Source organism: Micromonospora sp. NPDC050200, from assembly GCF_040656135.1.
In the GTDB taxonomy this organism is placed as follows: domain Bacteria; phylum Actinomycetota; class Actinomycetes; order Mycobacteriales; family Micromonosporaceae; genus Micromonospora.
In genome coordinates this window covers 85,749-102,484 of the sequence record NZ_JBFALG010000005.1, presented here as the reverse complement: position 1 = coordinate 102,484, position 16,736 = coordinate 85,749, and the positions used below count along the sequence as shown (strand labels likewise).

Here is a 16,736-nt window from a genome sequence, read left to right as displayed (position 1 = left end):
GCCCCGACGGAGGTCCGGCGTGGATCACCGGTCCGTCAGGCGCCCGGAGTGTCGCCGGCGTTGGACCGGCGCCGCTGCCGACCCGTGGACCGCCGTGGACGGGGCTGCCGAGTCGGTCAGCCGCCCCGTCGCCTCGAAGAGCCAGGAGAGGGTGTCCGATGCGGAGAGCGCCGCCGTGCACAGCCACTCGAAGACCACTTTATAGCGATTTACCGGGTTTGCCTCGTGTGACATGACGTCGATGAAGCCGCCTTCGATCGCCAGCGTCTCCGGATCCTGCGGATCGGCGAAGCGGTAGAGCGAGAAGGCGGTCGGCGGCAGGTAGAAATCGCCGATCACGGTGTCCCGTTGCAGCAGGTGCAGCGTGACGTTGGGAAGGATGGCCAGCTCGCAGAGCTTCACCAACTGCTCCTGCAGCACCTCCGGCGGCCCGGCCCGCCGGCCCAGCGCGGCCTCCTCCAGCACTGCCGTGTAGCGCGGGCCGTCGACCCGGTCCAGCAGCGACTGGCGGGCGAGCCGGGCGCGTACCTCGGTCTCCGGGTCCTCGCCGGCCTCGGGGTCACCGGTCGCGGTGGCCGCCCGGTCTGCCGAGAGGATCCGCAGCCGGGCGTAGCCGGGGGTCTGGAGCAGCCCCGGCACCAGCACCGGGTTGTACTCGCGGATCTCCGCGCAGCCGGCCTCGATCTCCGCCCAGCCGAGCTGCTGCTGCGTCATCACCGGGTACGACTTGCGCCAGCCGCGCATGTCACCGGCCTCGCGGGTGATCCCGATCAGGTCGTCGCGCAGCTCCGGCTCGGCGCCGTAGAGGTCCAGCAGGAGGCGTACGTCGTCCGGGTCGGGGCGGCTGCGCCCGTTCTCCAGTCGGGACAGCTTGGACGCCGACGCCCAGCCGATCCGCTCGATCACCTGGTCGCCGGTAAGCCCCGCCGCCTCGCGCAGGCGGCGCAGTTCGGTGCCGAGCCTGCGTCGACGCAGGATCGGGCTCGGTACGGCAGGAGGCACGGGTGTCCTCGTCTCACCTCGACCGCCGCGGACGCGACGGTAACTGTATGAAATTCGCCCCCCACGGTCAGTATGGACGGCGCGGCCGGTGCCGGAGGTCCCGGCGAGGGCGTGTCACGAGACAAAAAGAGGACTGTGGAAGGTGTCAGCGGCCCGGGTGACGATGGCCGGGCCGACCGCACCTCCCCACGACGCGTCCGACCGGGCGCCACCCCCGCGGAGGGAAGCCCCATGCGCACCGTCCTGCGCCGCCCCGACTTCCGACTGCTCTTCGGCGCGCTGCTGGCCAGCATGGCCGCCGAGTCCATCCTGCTGCTCGCGCTCGCCATCTGGGTCAAGGACCTGACCGGGTCCGACGGGCTGGCCGGCGCCACCATCTTCGCGATCATCGCCCCGATGACGCTGGCGCCGCTGGTCGGCTGGGTCGTCGACCGCTACCGCCGCCGGCCGTTCTTCGTCGCCGCGAACCTGGGCACCGCCATGCTGCTCACCCCGCTCTTCGCGGTGCGCGACCGGGCCGATGTCTGGATCATCTACGTGGTGGCCGCCCTGTACGGCTTGTCGTATCTCACGCTCAGCGCGACGCTCAGCGGCCTGATCCGGCAGCTGGTGCCGAGCGAGCTGCTCGCCGACGCGAACGGGGCCCTGCAGACCGTGCGGCAGGGGCTGCGCCTCGGCGGCCCGCTCGCCGGGGCGGCCCTCTACGCGGCCGTCGGCGGCTGGCTGCTCGCCACCCTGGCGATGGTCGGGTTCGTCACCGCCGCCGCCGTGGTCGGGCTGCTCCGGGTTGCGGAAGCCGAGCCGGCGGCGGCCGCCCTGCGCTGGCCCGCCGAGCTGGGCGCCGGGCTGCGGCACCTGGCCGGCGAGCCGGCGCTGCGGCGGGCCCTGCTCGGCTACGGGCTGGGCTCGCTGGTGATGGGCTTCAGCGAGTCGCTGATCTTCGCGTACGTCGACCAGGGGCTGGGCCGGGACGCCGCGTTCGTCGGGGTGCTGGTCACCGTGCAGGGGGTGGGTGGGCTGGTGGGCGGCCTGTTCTCACCCGCCGTGGTGCGCCGTACCGGCGAGGTCGGGGCGCTCGCCGCCGGGGTGATCTTCTTCGGCCCGGCCGCGCTGGCGCTGGCCTGGCCGGACCTGCGGCTCGGGGTGCTGGCGCTGCTGCTGGCCGGGCTCTCGCTCCCGTTGACCATGGTGGGGCTCGCCACGCTGATCCAGCGGCGCACCCCGGCGCGGCTGCTGGGCCGGGTCACCGCGGCGTCCGAGGCGCTGGTCAGCGGGCCGCAGGCGTTCTCCATCGGGGCGGGCGCGCTGCTCGTCGGGGTGTTCGACTACCGGCTGCTGTTCGTCCTGGTCGGGGTGGTCACGACCGCCGCCGGCGCCTGGCTCTGGCGTGGCCGCCGCCTCTCCCCACCGTCCGGGATCCCCGCACACCTCCCGTCCCCCCGCCGCCCCCACCCCACCGACCACCTCACCCCCGACCACCTCACCCCCGACCCCACCCGCCCCTGAACCCCCTCCCGAGCACCTCTTTCACGGAAAGAGTGGCTATTCCAGGCGGAACAGCCACTCTTTCCGTGAATCTGCGCGCCGAGAAAGTGCGCGGGCGCGGGCGGGGTCAGGCGGTGAGGGTGGCGAGGTGCTGCTTGACCTGGGTGATGGAGGGGTTGGTCAGGGCGCTGCCGTCGGCGAAGCGGAGCGTGGGGACGGTCTGGTTGCCGCCGTTGACGCTCATCACGAACTCGGCCGCCTGCGGGTCCTGCTCGATGTCGACCACCTCGTACCCGATGCCCTCCCGGTCGAGCTGCGACTTGAGCCGGTGGCAGTAGCCGCACCACGGGGTGGAATACATCGTCAGCATGGTCAGGTCCTCCAAGTGATCACGTCGCCCGGCCTGGCGCTCAGGCCAGGCTAACCGCTGCAACATCACCGGGAGCTGAGATGATTCCTCGCTGTGGTGGTTCACTCAGCGGCGGAACCCGTGCTCGCCGGGCTCGATCCGGAGCAGCGGTCGGCGGTGACCGCCCCGGCCGGCCCGGTCTGCATCCTGGCCGGCGCCGGCACCGGGAAGACCCGCGCGGTGACCTCCCGGATCGCCCACCGCGCGCTCTCCGGGGAGATCTCCCCCCGGCACGTGCTGGCGGTCACCTTCACCGCCCGGGCCGCCGCCGAGATGCGAAGCCGTCTCGCCGCGCTCGGAGTGGCGGGTGTCCAGGCACGCACCTTCCATGCCGCGGCCCTGCGCCAGGTGCGGTACTTCGCGCCCCGGTTGCTGGAGGGGCGCGCCATGCCCGAGCTGCTGGACAGCAAGGTGCGGGTGGTCACCCTGGCCGCCGCCAAGATCGGCCTGCGCGCCGACCGGGCCGCCGCGCGGGACCTCGCCGGTGAGATCGAGTGGGCCAAGTCGTCGCTGGTCGAGCCGGGGGAGTACGTGGTCGCCGCGGCCAGGGCACTGCGCGAGACGCCGTACGAGCCGGCGAAGGTGGCCGACGTCTTCGCCGCGTACGAGCGGCTCAAGCGCGGCAACGGCGTGATCGACTTCGAGGACATGCTGCGCGCCGCGGTGTGGGGGATCGAGGAGCACCGGGACGTCGCCGAGCAGGTGCGCGGCCAGTACCGGCACTTCGTCGTCGACGAGTACCAGGACGTCAACCCGTTGCAGCAGCGGCTGCTGGAGGCCTGGCTCGGCGGCCGGGACGACCTGACCGTGGTGGGCGACGCCAGCCAGACGATCTACTCGTTCACCGGGGCCACCTCGTCGTACCTGGTCGACTTCCCGCGCCGGCACCGCGGCGCGACGGTGCTCCGGCTGGTCCGTGACTACCGCTCCACGCCACAGGTGGTGGGGCTGGCCAACGCGGTGATCTCGCAGGCCCGGGGCGCCGAGGCCCGGCTGCGCCTGGAGCTGCACGGGCAGCGCCCGCCCGGCCCCGAGCCGGAGCTGCGGATCTTCACCGACGAACCGGCCGAGGCCGCCGCGGTCGCGGCCCGCTGCCGGACCCTGGTCGACGGGGGCACCCCGGCGAAGGAGATCGCCGTGCTGTTCCGGACCAACGCGCAGTCCGAGGCGTACGAGAAGGCGCTGACCGAGGCCGGCGTGCCGTACGTGGTGCAGGGGGCGGAGCGGTTCTTCGAGCGGGTCGAGGTGCGCCAGGCGATGGTCGCCCTGCGGGCCGCCACCCGTTCGATCCCGGGGGAGACCCCGCTGCCGACCGCCGTGGTCGAGGCGCTCGCCGCGGTGGGCTGGGCCCCCGACGTGCCCCCGGCCGGCGGGGCCGCGCGGGAACGCTGGGAGGCGCTGGCCGCGCTGGTCCAGCTCGCCGAGGAGTACTACGCGGCGACGTCCGGGGCGAGCGGGAGGAGTGAGCTTGCGAGCCCCGCAGTCGCGAGCGAAGGGCCGGCTCTGCTGCTGCCGATCGGCGAGGCCGCCGCGGTGGAGCGTCCGGTGACCCTGACCGACTTCAACGAGGAGTTGGCCCGCCGGGCCGCCCAGCAGCACGTGCCGACGGTCGACGGGGTGACGTGCGCGTCCCTGCACTCGGCCAAGGGGCTGGAGTGGGACGCGGTCTTCCTGGTCGGGCTCGCCGAGGGCACCCTGCCCACCACGTACGCCCGTACCCCGGAGCAGGTCGAGGAGGAGCGCCGGCTGCTCTACGTCGGGATCACCCGGGCCCGGCAGTGGCTCTGGCTGTCGTACGCCTCGGCCCGCTCGCCGGGTGGGCGGGTCCGGCGGCCGTCCCGGTTCCTGCCCCAGTTGGACCGCTCCGGCGGCGGCGAGCGGGCCGGTGGTGGCGCGGCGAAGCGGACCGCCGCCCGGCGGCCCGCCACCCAGGTGGTCTCCTGCCGGATCTGCGGCGCGACCCTGCTCGCCGGTCCGGACCGCAAGTTGGGCCGCTGCCCGACCTGCCCGTCGGACATCGACGAGGGCCTGTACGAGCGGCTGCGCGACTGGCGGGCCCGGGTGGCCGGCGCGCAGAAGGTCCCGGCGTACGTGGTCTTCACCGACGCCACCCTGACCGCGCTGGCCGAGCGACGTCCCGCGCGGACCGAGGAGCTGATCGCCATCGCCGGCATCGGCCCCCGCAAACTCGGCCTCTACGGCGAGGCGGTGCTGGCGCTGGTGGACGGTGCGGCGGTGGACGACATCGCGCCGGAGAAAACTTTCGAAATCTCGTCGTAAATTCGTTTGCCCTCGCCCCCGGGCGAGGAATAACCTCAGGACACACCTCGCGAGCGGCGCCATTCCGGCTGCTCACGGGGGTCGAGACCGAGTCGGCACGAGGAACGTGAGGGAGGTGGCACCCGTGGAGATCTTCACCTATGAGCGTCCGGCGGCGATGCCAGCTGCCTCCGCTCCGCTGTCGGCTGTCCGGGTGGCCCTTGCCGCCACGCGACCGTCGGTCCCGCAGGTGCACCAGGTCCAGGTTCAGGCCGAGCTGAACCTGGCCGTCGCGCCCGTCGGAGTCGAGGGGACCAGTGGCTTCACGGGCATGGGCATCGGTGTCGCCAAGAAGCGCACGGATGTCCGCGGCGTTCCACCTCGAGGTAGACCGGTCTGATTTCAGACCACCGGCTCACCTCGAGGCCGCGGAACCCGCTCACCGGGATCCGCGGCCTCAGTTTTTTGCCCCGCGGAAGTACGTCGGAATTGCGATCCACGAGATCGAAGTGAGAGAGAGGTGACCGGGCGATGAGTCTGGCGTTGGCCCCGCTCGACGTGAGCGTCGAGGTGGAGGCGAACCTGTCCTGCCGGAAGTTCGACCCCGACCTGTGGTTCTCCGACTCGCCCGCCGAGCTCGAGCTGGCCAAGTCGCTCTGCGGGGACTGCCCGCTGCGCGTCGAGTGCCTGGCCGGTGCGGTGGAGCGGGCCGAGCCCTGGGGCGTCTGGGGCGGCGAGATCTTCGAGCGTGGCGCGGTCGTCCCGCGCAAGCGGCCCCGTGGCCGTCCGCGCAAGGAGGACCTCGCCCGCGACGCGGCGCTCCGGGTCGAGGCCGAGGCGCGACTGGCGGCCAGCGGTGTGGCCACCTCGCGTACCGCGGTCCGGCTGGCTGCCTGACATGTTCCCGATCCGTGTCCGTACCGGCGTCGAGCCGGTTGTCAGAGAGAGATGAACCCGATGCTGCACCTGCCGAATGGAACCGAGATGCAACTACTCCACGAAGCGTTGTCCCGGGCGCGAATGCGCCGGCCTCAGGCCGGTCGTACCACCACGAGCACTGAGGCAACCCGTTCCGCCCGTACCGTCGCGATGAAGAGCCGGAACCAGTCGGCTCGCGAACTGGGCGTTCTGTAACCACCACCAAACCCGCGGGGGCGGTGACCGGAGATCCGGTCACCGCCCCCGCGGTGTTTCGTGGCCTCGTCAGGCCACGGGCGCGAAGCCGGGCAGCCAGCGTTCCAGGATCCCCCGGTACGGCGCCTTCGCGTCCAACTGGCACAGCACCCCGATCGACCCCAGCGTCACCCGGTGGATGAGCAGGTACGACGGCGGCAGGTTGAGCTGCCGGCTCAACTGGAAGGCCGGTGACCGGGGGCTGGCCAGCCGGGTCGCCTCGGACCGCAGCCAGGCCCGGGTGAAGCGGAACTCCTCCTCGGCGACCGGGGCCAGCATCGGCTGGAGGTACTCCAGCAGCGCCTGCGCGTCGACCGGCTCGGTCTGGCTGATGAAACCCTCCTCGCGCAGCCCGGCGACCACCGCGTCGGCGTCGCCGCGCAGCGCCAGCCCGGCCAGCCGGCCGATCGGTTCCGGGGTGCCCTCAGGCATCCGGGCCACCGCGCCGAAGTCGATCACGCCGAGCCGGCCGTCGGGCAGCAACCGGAAGTTGCCGGGATGCGGGTCGGCGTGCAGCAGGCCGGCCCGGGGTGGCGCGGACAGGTGCAGGATGGCCATCAGCCGGCCCGCCTCGTCCCGCTGCTCCTCGGTGCCCTCCCGGATGATGTGCGCCAGCGGCGTTCCCTCGATCCACTCGGTGACCAGCACCCGGGGCGAGGCGGAGAGCACCGCCGGGATGAAGATCTCCGGGTCGTCGGCGTACGCGGCGGCGAAGGCGCGCTGCGACTCGGCCTCCAGCTCGTAGTCCAGCTCCTCGGTGATCCGTTCCCGGAGCTCGGCCAGCAGCGGCTTGACGTCGAGACCCGGCTGGATGGCCCGGAACATCCCGCCCAGCCGGGAGAGCTGCTTGAGGTCGGCGAGCAGCGCGTCACCGGCACCCGGATACTGGATCTTGACGGCCGCCGTCCGCGCCTCGCCGGTCTCCGGGTCCCGCCAGATTGCCTTGTGCACCTGACCGATGCTCGCCGCGGCGGCCGGGGTGTCGTCGAAGGAGACGAACCGGTCCCGCCAGTCCGGCCCGAGCTGCTCGGCGAGCACCTTGTGCACGGTCGCCGCGGGCAGCGGCGGCGCCGCCTCCTGGAGCTTGGTCAACGCCTGCCGGTAGGGGGCGGCGATCTCGTCCGGCAGGGCCGCCTCGAAGACCGACAGCGCCTGGCCGAACTTCATCGCCCCACCCTTGAGCTGCCCGAGGACGCTGAAGAGCTGCTCGGCGGTGCGCTGCTGGATCTCGGCGGAGATGACGTCCGAGGCGAGCCCGGTGACGCGCTTACCCATGCCGAGGACGGTCCGCCCGGCGAAACCGAGCGGCAGAGCGGCGAGCTTGGCGGTCCGGGACACGGCCCGGCGCGGGATGTCGGTCACCCGGTCATTGTTACCGACTGAGTGGGCCGACTGCTGCTCCGAAGCCGGGCTCGACCCCGGCTTCCCCCCTCCGCGCGGCCTTCGTACCCGAGCGTCCCCCCGCTTCGCGCCCGTGCGTCCCGCCGCGTGGCCGGCCGGGCACTGGTTTCGCCGCCGTCAGTGCCCTGCCGCCGTCACCGTCGGCGGCCGGCGCACCCGCAGGAGGGGTGCGGCGGCCAGACCCGGCGCCGGAACCGGCCGGCCGCGCCGATCTCCACGGCGCAGCCGAGCGTCTCCGGGGCGCCGCCGTCGAGGTGGGCCAGCGCCTCGGCGACCGCGTACCCGACGGCGGCCAGCAGGGTGGCGGCGGCGCACGCCTGGTCGGCCGGGTCCGCCGCGAGCTGGGCGGCGAGCCCGGGCCAGCCCGGGTCCCGGTCGGCCCGGTGCAGGTCGAGGCAGTGCAGGCAGGGCCCGACCGGCGGCCGGACCAGCGGCCCGACCACGGGTACGCCCTCGCGCAGGCCGAGCACCAGGTGCGGCTGGCGGCGTTGGGCGTACCCGGCGGCGAGGAGGGCGGCCGGCCGGTCCGTGCCGAGGTGGACCACCAGCTCCACCCGGCCGCGGCGCAGCGGGCGGGTCTGCGTACCGGGGGCGGTCCGGCCGATCGCCGAGCGGAGCGTGGCGGCCAGCGGACGCCCGACGTCGGACGCGGCCAGCCCGGTGCCGACCAGGTCGGCGGAACCGACCGGGCCGGCGAGCTCGGGTGCCACGTGGCCCACCCCGGCCTGCGCCAACGCGACGGCGACCGGGCCACCGAGCCGGCCGGCGCCGGCGACCACCACCCGGGCGGCCCGCCGGCGGCGCAGCACCTGCGCCGGGGTGCCGGGCAGCGCCGCGGCGGCCAGGGCGAGCGCCCCGGCCTCCGCGGCGAGCCGGCTGCGTGCCGGCCCGGCCAGGTCCCGGGGGAGCAGTGTGTGCGCGGGTACGACCAGACCGGCGGCGCGCAGCGCGTCGAGCAGCTCGCGGGCCTCGTCGGGGCCGACCCGGGCGGCCGCGGCGTGGGCCAGGATGCCGCGCTCGCTGCGGCTGCCGTCGAGCAGGTCGAGCAGCCTGGCGGCGCGCGGGTTGGCGACTTCGAGCAGGACGGCGCGGCCCGGGTCGAGGCCGAGTTGCAGGGTGTGCCGGTCGCGCCAGAGCCGGGTCAGGCCGGGCAGCAGCGTCGGGCGGGGGAGGGCCGGGCGGGTTGACGGGCTCATGACAGCGGATCGTGACCGAATCCGCGCCGTCCGCCGATCGTTGTCCACAGGTGGGCGGGCCTTTACCCAGCGCTGTCCACAGAAAATGGCGGGATATCCACAACCGGCGGGTAACTCTGTCGCCCACCCGACAGCTCGGCCGAGGCTGGGACGACGCGGGGGAGGGGTGGCCGGGCGGCCGCCCCTCCCCCGGAACCCGTACGGGTCAGACCTTGGCCTTGCCCAGGATGCGGTTCACTGTTGTGCCGCACACCGGACACTTGCCCTTGGCCATGTTCATCCCGGTCTTCGAGACCTCGACACGCCCCTCGAAGTCCCGCTTCTCCTTGCACTTGACGCAGTAACCGTTGTAGGTCTGGGCCTGGTCGGCCACGGTAGCCCTCCTCGTCTCGTCCGCCGGGCGAGCCGGCCCGGCGGGTCTCCCGGCGGCGGGCCACGCGGGGCGCCGGCGCCGGGTCTTTCTCCGCGGACACCCACGTGACCGCTGGTTGGCGGACCCTACCCAGGTCTGGGCGAATCCATGTCAGCTGTGCATCGACACTGTGAGGAAGTCGACGTCGAGAGTGTGCATGCCGAAATAGGCCGGATTAGTGAGTTTGCCGGGGACACGCCGAGTGAAGCAGCGCAATTACGCCCGAGCGGGGCCCGAGCGAGGCTCCGGACGGTGATCACCTACGGTGGAGGGCGGAGGCGAGCGGAGCAGCCCACCCGGCCACCACGAAGGGTGATCGGGGCAGCCCGACATGGTCATCCACATATTTTTTCGAGACACTCTACGACCAACCGCCATTTTCCGGGCACGTGTCGGGGTGTTGACCCTTGCGGACCCCTGGTCAGTACGCATTAGCTTTCCTTCGTGGCAGGAAACCACGGCTGCGCGGCCCACTGATGGCTGGGGCGCGGAAGCCGGTCGTCGAGGTACGGCGCAGTCAGCGCCGGCGACGTACGGTGTCCGCCTACCGCGACGGGGAGCGGGTCGTGGTGCTGATTCCCGACCAGTTCTCCCGCGCCGAGGAGAGCGAGTGGGTCGACCGGATGCTCGCCCGGCTCGCCGCCCGTGAGGGCCGGCTGGCCCGCTCCGACACCGAGCTGCTCGACCGGGCGCTGCGCCTGATCAACCTCTACCTCCCCGAGCACGGCAGCGACGCCCTCCCGGCCAGCGTCCGCTGGGTCACCAACCAGAACGGCCGGTGGGGCTCCTGCACCCCGGCCGACCGGACCATCCGGATCTCCCACCGCCTCCAGGACATGCCGGACTGGGTGCTCGACTATGTGCTGCTGCACGAGCTGGCGCACCTGATCGTGCCCAGCCACAACGCCGGGTTCTGGGAGCTGGTCGGCCGGTACCCCAGGACCGAGCGGGCCCGCGGCTACCTGGAGGGCGTCGCCGCCGTCTCCGGCGTACCCGTTGGCTAGGGTCGGGGCGTGGTCCGACGTGTGGTGGTGGCGTTGCTCGCTCCGGTGGCCTGGTCGCCGCCCGGAATCGACCCGGTCGGCTGGCGGACCGCGCTGGCCGAGGACGTGGTGGACCTGCTCGCCACCCTGACCGAGGCGGAGACGGCGGTCGCGGTGACGCCGGGAGACCGCTGGCTCGCCGAGGCGGTGGTCTGGCCGGGCACCCCGATCCACGAGGTGCCGGAGCCCAGCGTCAACGCCGCGCTGGCCGCCCTGACCGGGTACGACCAGGCGGCCGTGATCGCTGCCGACGCCCCGGACCTGCCCGGGCTGACCCTCGGCAAGCTGCTTCGGCCGCTCACCAGCCGACCCGTCGCGGTCGCCCCGGTCGAGGGCGCTGAGGTGGGGCTGCTCGGCGTGGCGGCCCGGCTGCCCGTACCCGGCTGGTTGCCGGCGCTGGACCTGGACGCCGCGCTCCCCGCGGACGTGCGCCGGGCGGCGCCGAGCCCGGGCGACGTGGCCGTCACCGCCGCCTGGCGGCGGCTGCGCGGGCCGGTGGACCTGGCCGCGCTGGACCCCGCCGTCGAGGGCTGGGAGACCACCCGCGCCCTGCTCTCGGGGCGCGCCGGTTAGGTCAGGGCACCGCTTTGTCGGCGTGGCCCGTGCCGCTCCCGCTCCGGGCGGAGACCGACGGCAACACCTGCGGCTCGATCCTCGCCCGTGCCCCGACAGGTCCACGCGGTGCCTCGACACCCCGGAGCGCCCCACCTGCCACCGGCCGGGCCGCGTGTGCCGTGCGGCCCGGCCGGTGGGGTGAGGGTCAGGACTTGTCGGTGTCGTCCCCGGAGCCGTCCGAGCGGGGCGGGGTGCCGCCGCCCGGGGCCTGCTCCTCCGGGCCGCCCGGCGCGGTGAAGTCGAAGTTCGCCAGCTCGTCGTCCAGGTCGAGCCGGGCGGTGGCGAAGGCCACCGGGTCGGCGAAGTCGTCGTCCGACGGGAGCAGGTCGGGGTGGCCCCAGACCGCGTCCCGGCCGGAGATGCCCCGGTGCGTGGTGAGCGCGGCCCAGAGCGCGGACGCCTCGCGCAGCCGGCGCGGTCGCAACTCCAGCCCGACCAGCGCGGCGAAGGTCTGCTCGGCCGGCCCGCCGGCGGCCCGGCGACGGCGGAACGCCTCGCCGAGGCGGACCACGTTGGGCAGGCGCTCACCGGCGGCGTTGTCCACCACGTGGCACACCCAGCCCTCGACCAGCGCGAGCACCGTCTCCAGCCGGGCCAGCGACGCCTTCTGCGCCGGGGTGTCCTCCGGGGTGAAGATCCCCTCCAGGGCGATGGCCTGCATCGACTCCGGGTCGGTCGGGTCGACCCGGCCCATCGCCTCCTCGATCGCCTCCCGGTTGACCCGGATGCCGGAGGCGTAGCTCTCCACCGCGGTCAGCACGTGCCCGCGCAGCCACGGAACGTGCTCGAAGAGCCGCTGGTGGGCGGCCTCGCGCAGGGCGACGTAGAGGCGTACCTCGTCCTCGGGCAGCTCCAGGCCCTCGCCGTACGCCCGGATGTTGGCCGGGACGAGCGCGGCGGTGCCGGCCGGGCCCAGCGGCAGGCCGATGTCGCCGGCGGACAGCACCTCGGCGGCGAGCGAGCCGAGCGCCTGGCCGAGCTGCCCGCCGAAGAGCGCCCCGCCCAGGGTGGCCACCATCGACTGCATCGGGCCGAGCTGGGCCCGCGCCTCCGGCGGCACCAGGTCGCCCATCGCGCCGACCATGCGGCTGGCCACCGGGTCGCAGAGCTTGCGCCAGACGTCCAGGGTCTTGTAGATCCACTCGTTGCGGTTCCACGCCACGGAGGTGCGGATGCCGGACGGCAGGGCGGACGCCGGCTCCAGCCAGAGGTCGGCGATCCGCAGCGCCTCCTCCACCGCGTGGCGCTCGTACGGCGACACCGCCGGGTCGCCGGCGGCGGCCAGCTGGCTGGCGGCCACCTGCCGGGCCAGGTCCCAGTTGACCGGCCCGCTGCCCGACGCGGAGAGCAGGTGCTGCAACTGCGACATGAACTGCTGCATCTGCGCGGGATCGTTGGGGTCTGGTGGTTGCCCACCCGGAAGCGCGAAACCGAACGGAATATCAGGCACGACGTCTACGGTACGCGCGCCGCGCCCCAGGTCGCCGCCGCTGGCGTTGCGCTGAGGGCGAAGTCGGCCTCGGCCGACCGGCCGGCACCGCCCCGGTCGGTACGCTCTGCCGCATGAGACGTCGTGGCGTGACCGTCCTCCTCGGTGCTCTGCTCACCACTCTGCTGAGCATCGGCGTGCTCGGCGCGCCCATCCCGTACGTGGTGCTCGGCCCGGGGCCGACCGTGAACACCCTCGGCACCTCCGACGGCAAGGAGGTCATCCAGGTCACCGGCCGGTCGACGTCCACCTCCGCCGGGCAGTTGCGGATGACCACGGTGGGGGTGCAGCCCACCGTCAAGCTGCGCGCGGCGATCGCCGGCTGGCTCTCCCCCGACGAGGCGGTGGTGCCGCGCGAGCTGGTCTACCCGCCGGGCGAGAGCCAGGAGGAGGTGGAGAAGCGCAACGCCGAGGACTTCCAGAACTCGCAAACCAGCGCCGAGACCGCCGCGCTGGTGGAGCTCGGTTACCCGGTGCAGGTGGTGGCCAAGGAGGTCGCCGCGGACGGCCCGTCGGCGGGCCTGCTCAAGGCCGGCGACGTCATCACCACGGTCGACGGCGTGCCGGTGACCACGGCGACGAAGCTGGTGGAGCTGATCCGGGCGAAGGCCGCCGGCACCGCGCTGAGCATCGGCTACACCCGGGACGGCGTGGCCGGCACGGCCACCGTGACCAGCCGCGAGCAGGACGGCCGGCCGCGCATCGGGCTGGTGCCGGAGCAGCGGCAGCCGCACCCGTTCAATCTGAAGATCGACCTGGGCAACATCGGCGGGCCGAGCGCCGGGCTGATGTTCGCCCTCGGCATCGTGGACAAGCTCGAACCGGCCGACCTGACCGGCGGGAAGATCATCGCTGGCACCGGGACCATCGACGACGAGGGCCGGGTCGGTCCGATCGGCGGGATCGCCCAGAAACTCGTCGGGGCGAAGAAGGCGAAGGCGAAGGTCTTCCTGGTACCCGCGGACAACTGCGCCGAGGCGGTCCGCAATCCGCAGCCCGACCTGCCCCTGATCAAGGTCGGCTCGCTCGACGAGGCATTGACGGCGTTGGAGACGTTGCGGGCGGGCGGGCAGCCGACGCGCTGCTGACCCCGGGGGGCGCTCCGGCAGCGCGGCGCGACCTGACCCGACACGTTCAGAAACACCCCGTACTCTGGGTGCCTGTCCGGAGCCGATCACATCGAGCGTGCGGAGCCAACAGTGGTAATGCGCAGCACCCCCCTGCCGAGGATGAGTCGTCGTGGACGCGTCACGGTGGGTGTCCTGGTCGGGGTCTTCGTGCTCTTCACCCTGCTCGGCTGGGGTGTCCAGGCGTGGACGGACTGGCTCTGGTTCGAGGAGGTCCGCTACACCCAGGTCTTCACCGGAGTGCTGGTCACCCGGCTGCTGCTCTTCCTCGCCATCGGGGCGGGGCTGGGCCTCTTCGTCGCCGGCAACCTCTGGCTGGCGTACCGGCTGCGGCCGAAGCTGCGGCCGCACTCGCTGGAGCAGGCCACCCTGGAGCGCTACCGGACGCTGCTCACGCCCCGGATCGGCACCTGGATCAGCCTGGCCGCGGCCGTGCTCGGGCTCTTCGCCGGCCTCTCCGCGCAGAGCCGGTGGAACCAGTGGCTGCTCTTCCGCAACGGCGGCGACTTCGGCGTCAAGGACCCGGAGTTCGGCATCGACGTGGGCTTCTACGTCTTCCAGCTGCCGTTCTGGCGGTACCTGCTCGGCGTCGGCTTCACCGCGGTGGTGCTGGCGCTGCTCGGCGCGCTGGCCCTGCACTACATCTTCGGCGGAGTGCGGCTGCAGGGCGTCGGCGACCGGATGACCAACGCCGCCCGGGCCCACCTCACCACCCTGATCGCCGGCTTCGTCCTGCTCAAGGCCGTCGCGTACGTGCTGGACCGGCGGGCGATGCTGCTGGAGTACAACGAGGGCGCCAAGCTCTACGGCGCCGGCTACGCCGACGTCAACGCGCTGCTGCCGGCCAAGGAGATCCTGGCCTACATCTCGGTGGTGGTGGCGATCGCGATCATCGTGTTCTCCAACGCGGTCATGCGGAACCTGGTCTGGCCCGGCATCTCGCTGGCTCTGCTCGGCGTCTCCGCGGTCGCGATCGGCGGCATCTACCCGTGGGCGGTGCAGACCTTCGAGGTCAAGCCGAGCGCCCGGGACAAGGAGGCGCCGTACATCGAACGCAGCATCGGGGCCACCCGGGCCGCGTTCGGCCTGACGGACACGAAGACCACCGGGTACGCGGCGAACAACCTCACCCCGCCGGCGAGCCTGGTCACCGACACCTCGGTGGTGCCCAACGTCCGGCTGCTCGACCCGCAGCTGGTCTCCGAGACGTACACGCAGCTCCAGCAGGTGCGGGGCTTCTACGACTTCGGCCCGAAGCTGGACATCGACCGGTACTCGGTGGCCAACAAGACCTCCGACTACGTGGTCGGCGTCCGCGAGGTCAACTACGGCGAGCTGACCCAGAACAACTGGATCAACCGGCACACCGTCTTCACCCACGGGTACGGGCTGGTCGCGGCCCCCGCCAACCAGGTGGTCTGCGGCGGTCAGCCGTACTTCGTCTCCGGCTTCCTCGGTGAGAAGGCGCAGGAGGCGTGCTCCTCGCAGGCCGAGCAGATCCCGGCCAGCCAGCCGCGGATCTACTACGGCGAGCGGATGGAGGAGAACGACTACGCGATCGTCGGGCAGACGGACAAGACCAAGAACGCCGAGTTCGACCGGCCCACCCCGACCACCGGCGGCGAGCAGTACTACACCTACACCGGCGAGGGCGGCGTCGAGATCGGTTCGTTCACCCGCCGGCTGCTCTACGCGATCAAGGAGCAGGAGTCGAACTTCCTGCTCTCCGGGGCGGTCAACGACAACTCCCGGCTGCTGTACGTGCGCAACCCGCGGGACCGGGTGGAGAAGGTCGCGCCGTTCCTCACCCTCGACGGCGACCCGTACCCGGCGGTGGTGGGCGGCCGGATCCAGTGGATCGTCGACGCCTACACCACGGCGGCGACCTACCCGTACGCCGAGCGGGTCAACCTCCAGACGGAGACCGCCGACGAGCTGACCAACCGGGGCACGTTCCAGCTGGCCCGGGAGAACGTCAACTACATGCGCAACTCGGTGAAGGCCACCGTCGACGCGTACGACGGCACGGTGCGGCTCTACGAGTTCGACGAGACCGACCCGGTGCTCAAGGCCTGGAACAAGGCGTTCGGCGGGGACCTGGTGCTGCCGAAGACCGCCATCCCGGCGGAGCTGGCCGAGCACTTCCGCTACCCGGCCGACATGTTCAAGGTGCAGCGGAACCTGCTCACCAAGTTCCACGTGACCGACCCCGGCGACTTCTACTCCGGCCAGGACTTCTGGCAGGTGCCGAACGTGCCGGACGCGCCGGACAGCGGGCAGAAGCAGCCGCCGTACTACCTGTTCACCCAGTTCCCCGGGCAGGAGGGGCCGCGCTTCCAGCTCACCGCGGCAGTCACCCCGAACGGGCGGCAGAACCTCGCCGCGCTGATCTCCGGGTCGTACGTCGACGGCCAGCCCAACCTGGAGGTGCTGGAGCTGCCGGACCAGACCCGGATCTCCGGGCCGGTGCAGGTGCACCAGCAGATGACCAACAACGCCAACATCCGGCAGCAGCTCAACCTGCTCTCCTCCAACCAGGCGCAGGTGCAGTACGGCAACCTGCTGTCGCTGCCCTTCGGCGACGGGATGCTGTACGTCGAGCCGGTCTACGTGAAGAGCAACCAGCAGGACGCGTACCCGCTGCTGCAGAAGGTGCTGCTCTCGTACGGCGACGGCGGCTCCTACGTGGCGCTGGCCGACAACATCACCGACGGCATCAAGCAGCTCGTCGACCAGGGCAAGCGGGCCGGGCAGGCCACCCCGCCGCCCACGGGTGGCACGCCACCGCCGACCGGCGGCACCCCGCCCCCGACCGGCGGCACCAACCCGCCGCCGCTCACCGACGAGCTGGCCGCCGCGGCGGACCGGGTGCAGACGGCGATCGCCGAGGTCAAGGCCGCGCAGACGTCCGGCGACTTCGAGCGGTACGGCCGGGCGCTGAAGGCGCTGGACGAGGCGATGAGCGCGTTCCAGCAGGCGCAGCAGGCCGCCGGGCCGGCCCCGGCGCCGAGCGGCAGCCCGTCCGGTTCAGCGGCGGCCACGCCGAGCAACTGAGCCGCGGCGGGGACTCCCCGACGAGCCCGCGATCCGAGGACCCCAGCGGTCCTCCGGTCGCGGGCTTGTCG

The 16,736-nt window shown here is 72.9% G+C and carries 14 protein-coding genes; 8 read left to right on the top strand and 6 right to left on the bottom strand.

What is annotated here, in order from left to right; genetic code table 11:
• Positions 1-24 precede the first annotated feature (24 nt).
• Entirely contained in the window at positions 25-1,002 is a 978-nt protein-coding gene (locus AB0I41_RS05870; RefSeq protein ID WP_357102270.1) for a helix-turn-helix transcriptional regulator, read from the bottom strand.
• A gap of 231 nt (positions 1,003-1,233) precedes the next feature.
• Between AB0I41_RS05870 and AB0I41_RS05865 the strand changes: the two genes are divergently transcribed.
• Entirely contained in the window at positions 1,234-2,508 is a 1,275-nt protein-coding gene (locus AB0I41_RS05865) for an MFS transporter (RefSeq protein ID WP_357102268.1), read from the top strand.
• A 106-nt stretch (positions 2,509-2,614) separates the two neighbouring features.
• Here AB0I41_RS05865 and AB0I41_RS05860 read toward each other — a convergent pair whose 3' ends face one another.
• Complete coding sequence (locus tag AB0I41_RS05860) at positions 2,615-2,857, bottom strand: mycoredoxin (protein ID WP_357102266.1); 243 nt, start codon at positions 2,855-2,857, stop codon at positions 2,615-2,617.
• Positions 2,858-2,950: 93 nt separating this feature from the next.
• Between AB0I41_RS05860 and AB0I41_RS05855 the strand changes: the two genes are divergently transcribed.
• From AB0I41_RS05855 to AB0I41_RS05845, 3 genes are all read left to right on the top strand, one after another.
• The gene (locus tag AB0I41_RS05855) at positions 2,951-5,176 is read left to right on the top strand and encodes an ATP-dependent DNA helicase UvrD2 (RefSeq protein WP_357102264.1); all 2,226 of its coding nucleotides are present in this window, start codon (positions 2,951-2,953) and stop codon (positions 5,174-5,176) included.
• A 124-nt stretch (positions 5,177-5,300) separates the two neighbouring features.
• Positions 5,301-5,555, top strand: coding sequence for a hypothetical protein (locus AB0I41_RS05850; RefSeq protein WP_357102262.1), 255 nt, complete (start codon positions 5,301-5,303; stop codon positions 5,553-5,555).
• A gap of 131 nt (positions 5,556-5,686) precedes the next feature.
• On the top strand, positions 5,687-6,052 hold the full coding sequence (locus AB0I41_RS05845; RefSeq protein WP_357102260.1) for a WhiB family transcriptional regulator: 366 nt from the start codon (positions 5,687-5,689) through the stop codon (positions 6,050-6,052).
• 306 nt (positions 6,053-6,358) lie between these two features.
• Here the strand turns inward: AB0I41_RS05845 and AB0I41_RS05840 are convergent, their stop codons facing one another.
• The 3 genes from AB0I41_RS05840 to AB0I41_RS05830 form a co-directional block, all read right to left on the bottom strand.
• A complete protein-coding gene (locus tag AB0I41_RS05840; protein WP_357102258.1) occupies positions 6,359-7,690 on the bottom strand; it encodes an AarF/ABC1/UbiB kinase family protein in 1,332 nt (443 codons plus the stop codon).
• Between the two features lie 173 nt (positions 7,691-7,863).
• Complete coding sequence (locus tag AB0I41_RS05835) at positions 7,864-8,925, bottom strand: hypothetical protein (RefSeq protein WP_357102256.1); 1,062 nt, start codon at positions 8,923-8,925, stop codon at positions 7,864-7,866.
• A 205-nt stretch (positions 8,926-9,130) separates the two neighbouring features.
• On the bottom strand, positions 9,131-9,298 hold the full coding sequence (locus AB0I41_RS05830) for a DUF5679 domain-containing protein (RefSeq protein WP_012014940.1): 168 nt from the start codon (positions 9,296-9,298) through the stop codon (positions 9,131-9,133).
• A 515-nt stretch (positions 9,299-9,813) separates the two neighbouring features.
• On the opposite strand from AB0I41_RS05830, the gene AB0I41_RS05825 reads away from it, so the two are divergent.
• Positions 9,814-10,341 (top strand): M48 family metallopeptidase, encoded by a 528-nt coding sequence (locus AB0I41_RS05825; RefSeq protein WP_357102254.1) that lies wholly within the window; start codon positions 9,814-9,816, stop codon positions 10,339-10,341.
• 9 nt (positions 10,342-10,350) lie between these two features.
• Positions 10,351-10,953: a hypothetical protein gene (locus tag AB0I41_RS05820; RefSeq protein ID WP_357102252.1), complete on the top strand. Its 603-nt coding sequence runs from the start codon at positions 10,351-10,353 to the stop codon at positions 10,951-10,953.
• 187 nt (positions 10,954-11,140) lie between these two features.
• Here AB0I41_RS05820 and AB0I41_RS05815 read toward each other — a convergent pair whose 3' ends face one another.
• Positions 11,141-12,376, bottom strand: coding sequence for a zinc-dependent metalloprotease (locus AB0I41_RS05815; protein ID WP_357102250.1), 1,236 nt, complete (start codon positions 12,374-12,376; stop codon positions 11,141-11,143).
• Between the two features lie 182 nt (positions 12,377-12,558).
• Here AB0I41_RS05815 and AB0I41_RS05810 point away from each other — a divergent pair, with 182 nt between their 5' ends.
• Positions 12,559-13,572 carry a PDZ domain-containing protein gene (locus tag AB0I41_RS05810; protein ID WP_357102248.1) on the top strand — a complete coding sequence of 338 codons (1,014 nt, stop codon included), beginning with the start codon at positions 12,559-12,561 and terminating at the stop codon, positions 13,570-13,572.
• Between the two features lie 117 nt (positions 13,573-13,689).
• Positions 13,690-16,665 carry a UPF0182 family protein gene (locus AB0I41_RS05805; protein ID WP_357102246.1) on the top strand — a complete coding sequence of 992 codons (2,976 nt, stop codon included), beginning with the start codon at positions 13,690-13,692 and terminating at the stop codon, positions 16,663-16,665.
• The last annotated feature ends 71 nt before the right edge of the window (positions 16,666-16,736 follow it).

Coding starts and splice junctions, on each gene's coding strand:
- AB0I41_RS05865 (WP_357102268.1), top strand. CDS start 1,234: ATGCGCACCGTCCTGCGCCGCCCCGACTTCCGACTGCTCTTCGGCGCG.
- AB0I41_RS05860 (WP_357102266.1), bottom strand. CDS start 2,857: ATGCTGACGATGTATTCCACCCCGTGGTGCGGCTACTGCCACCGGCTC.
- AB0I41_RS05845 (WP_357102260.1), top strand. CDS start 5,687: ATGAGTCTGGCGTTGGCCCCGCTCGACGTGAGCGTCGAGGTGGAGGCG.
- AB0I41_RS05835 (WP_357102256.1), bottom strand. CDS start 8,925: ATGAGCCCGTCAACCCGCCCGGCCCTCCCCCGCCCGACGCTGCTGCCC.
- AB0I41_RS05825 (WP_357102254.1), top strand. CDS start 9,814: ATGGCTGGGGCGCGGAAGCCGGTCGTCGAGGTACGGCGCAGTCAGCGC.
- AB0I41_RS05815 (WP_357102250.1), bottom strand. CDS start 12,376: ATGCAGCAGTTCATGTCGCAGTTGCAGCACCTGCTCTCCGCGTCGGGC.
- AB0I41_RS05810 (WP_357102248.1), top strand. CDS start 12,559: ATGAGACGTCGTGGCGTGACCGTCCTCCTCGGTGCTCTGCTCACCACT.
- AB0I41_RS05805 (WP_357102246.1), top strand. CDS start 13,690: ATGCGCAGCACCCCCCTGCCGAGGATGAGTCGTCGTGGACGCGTCACG.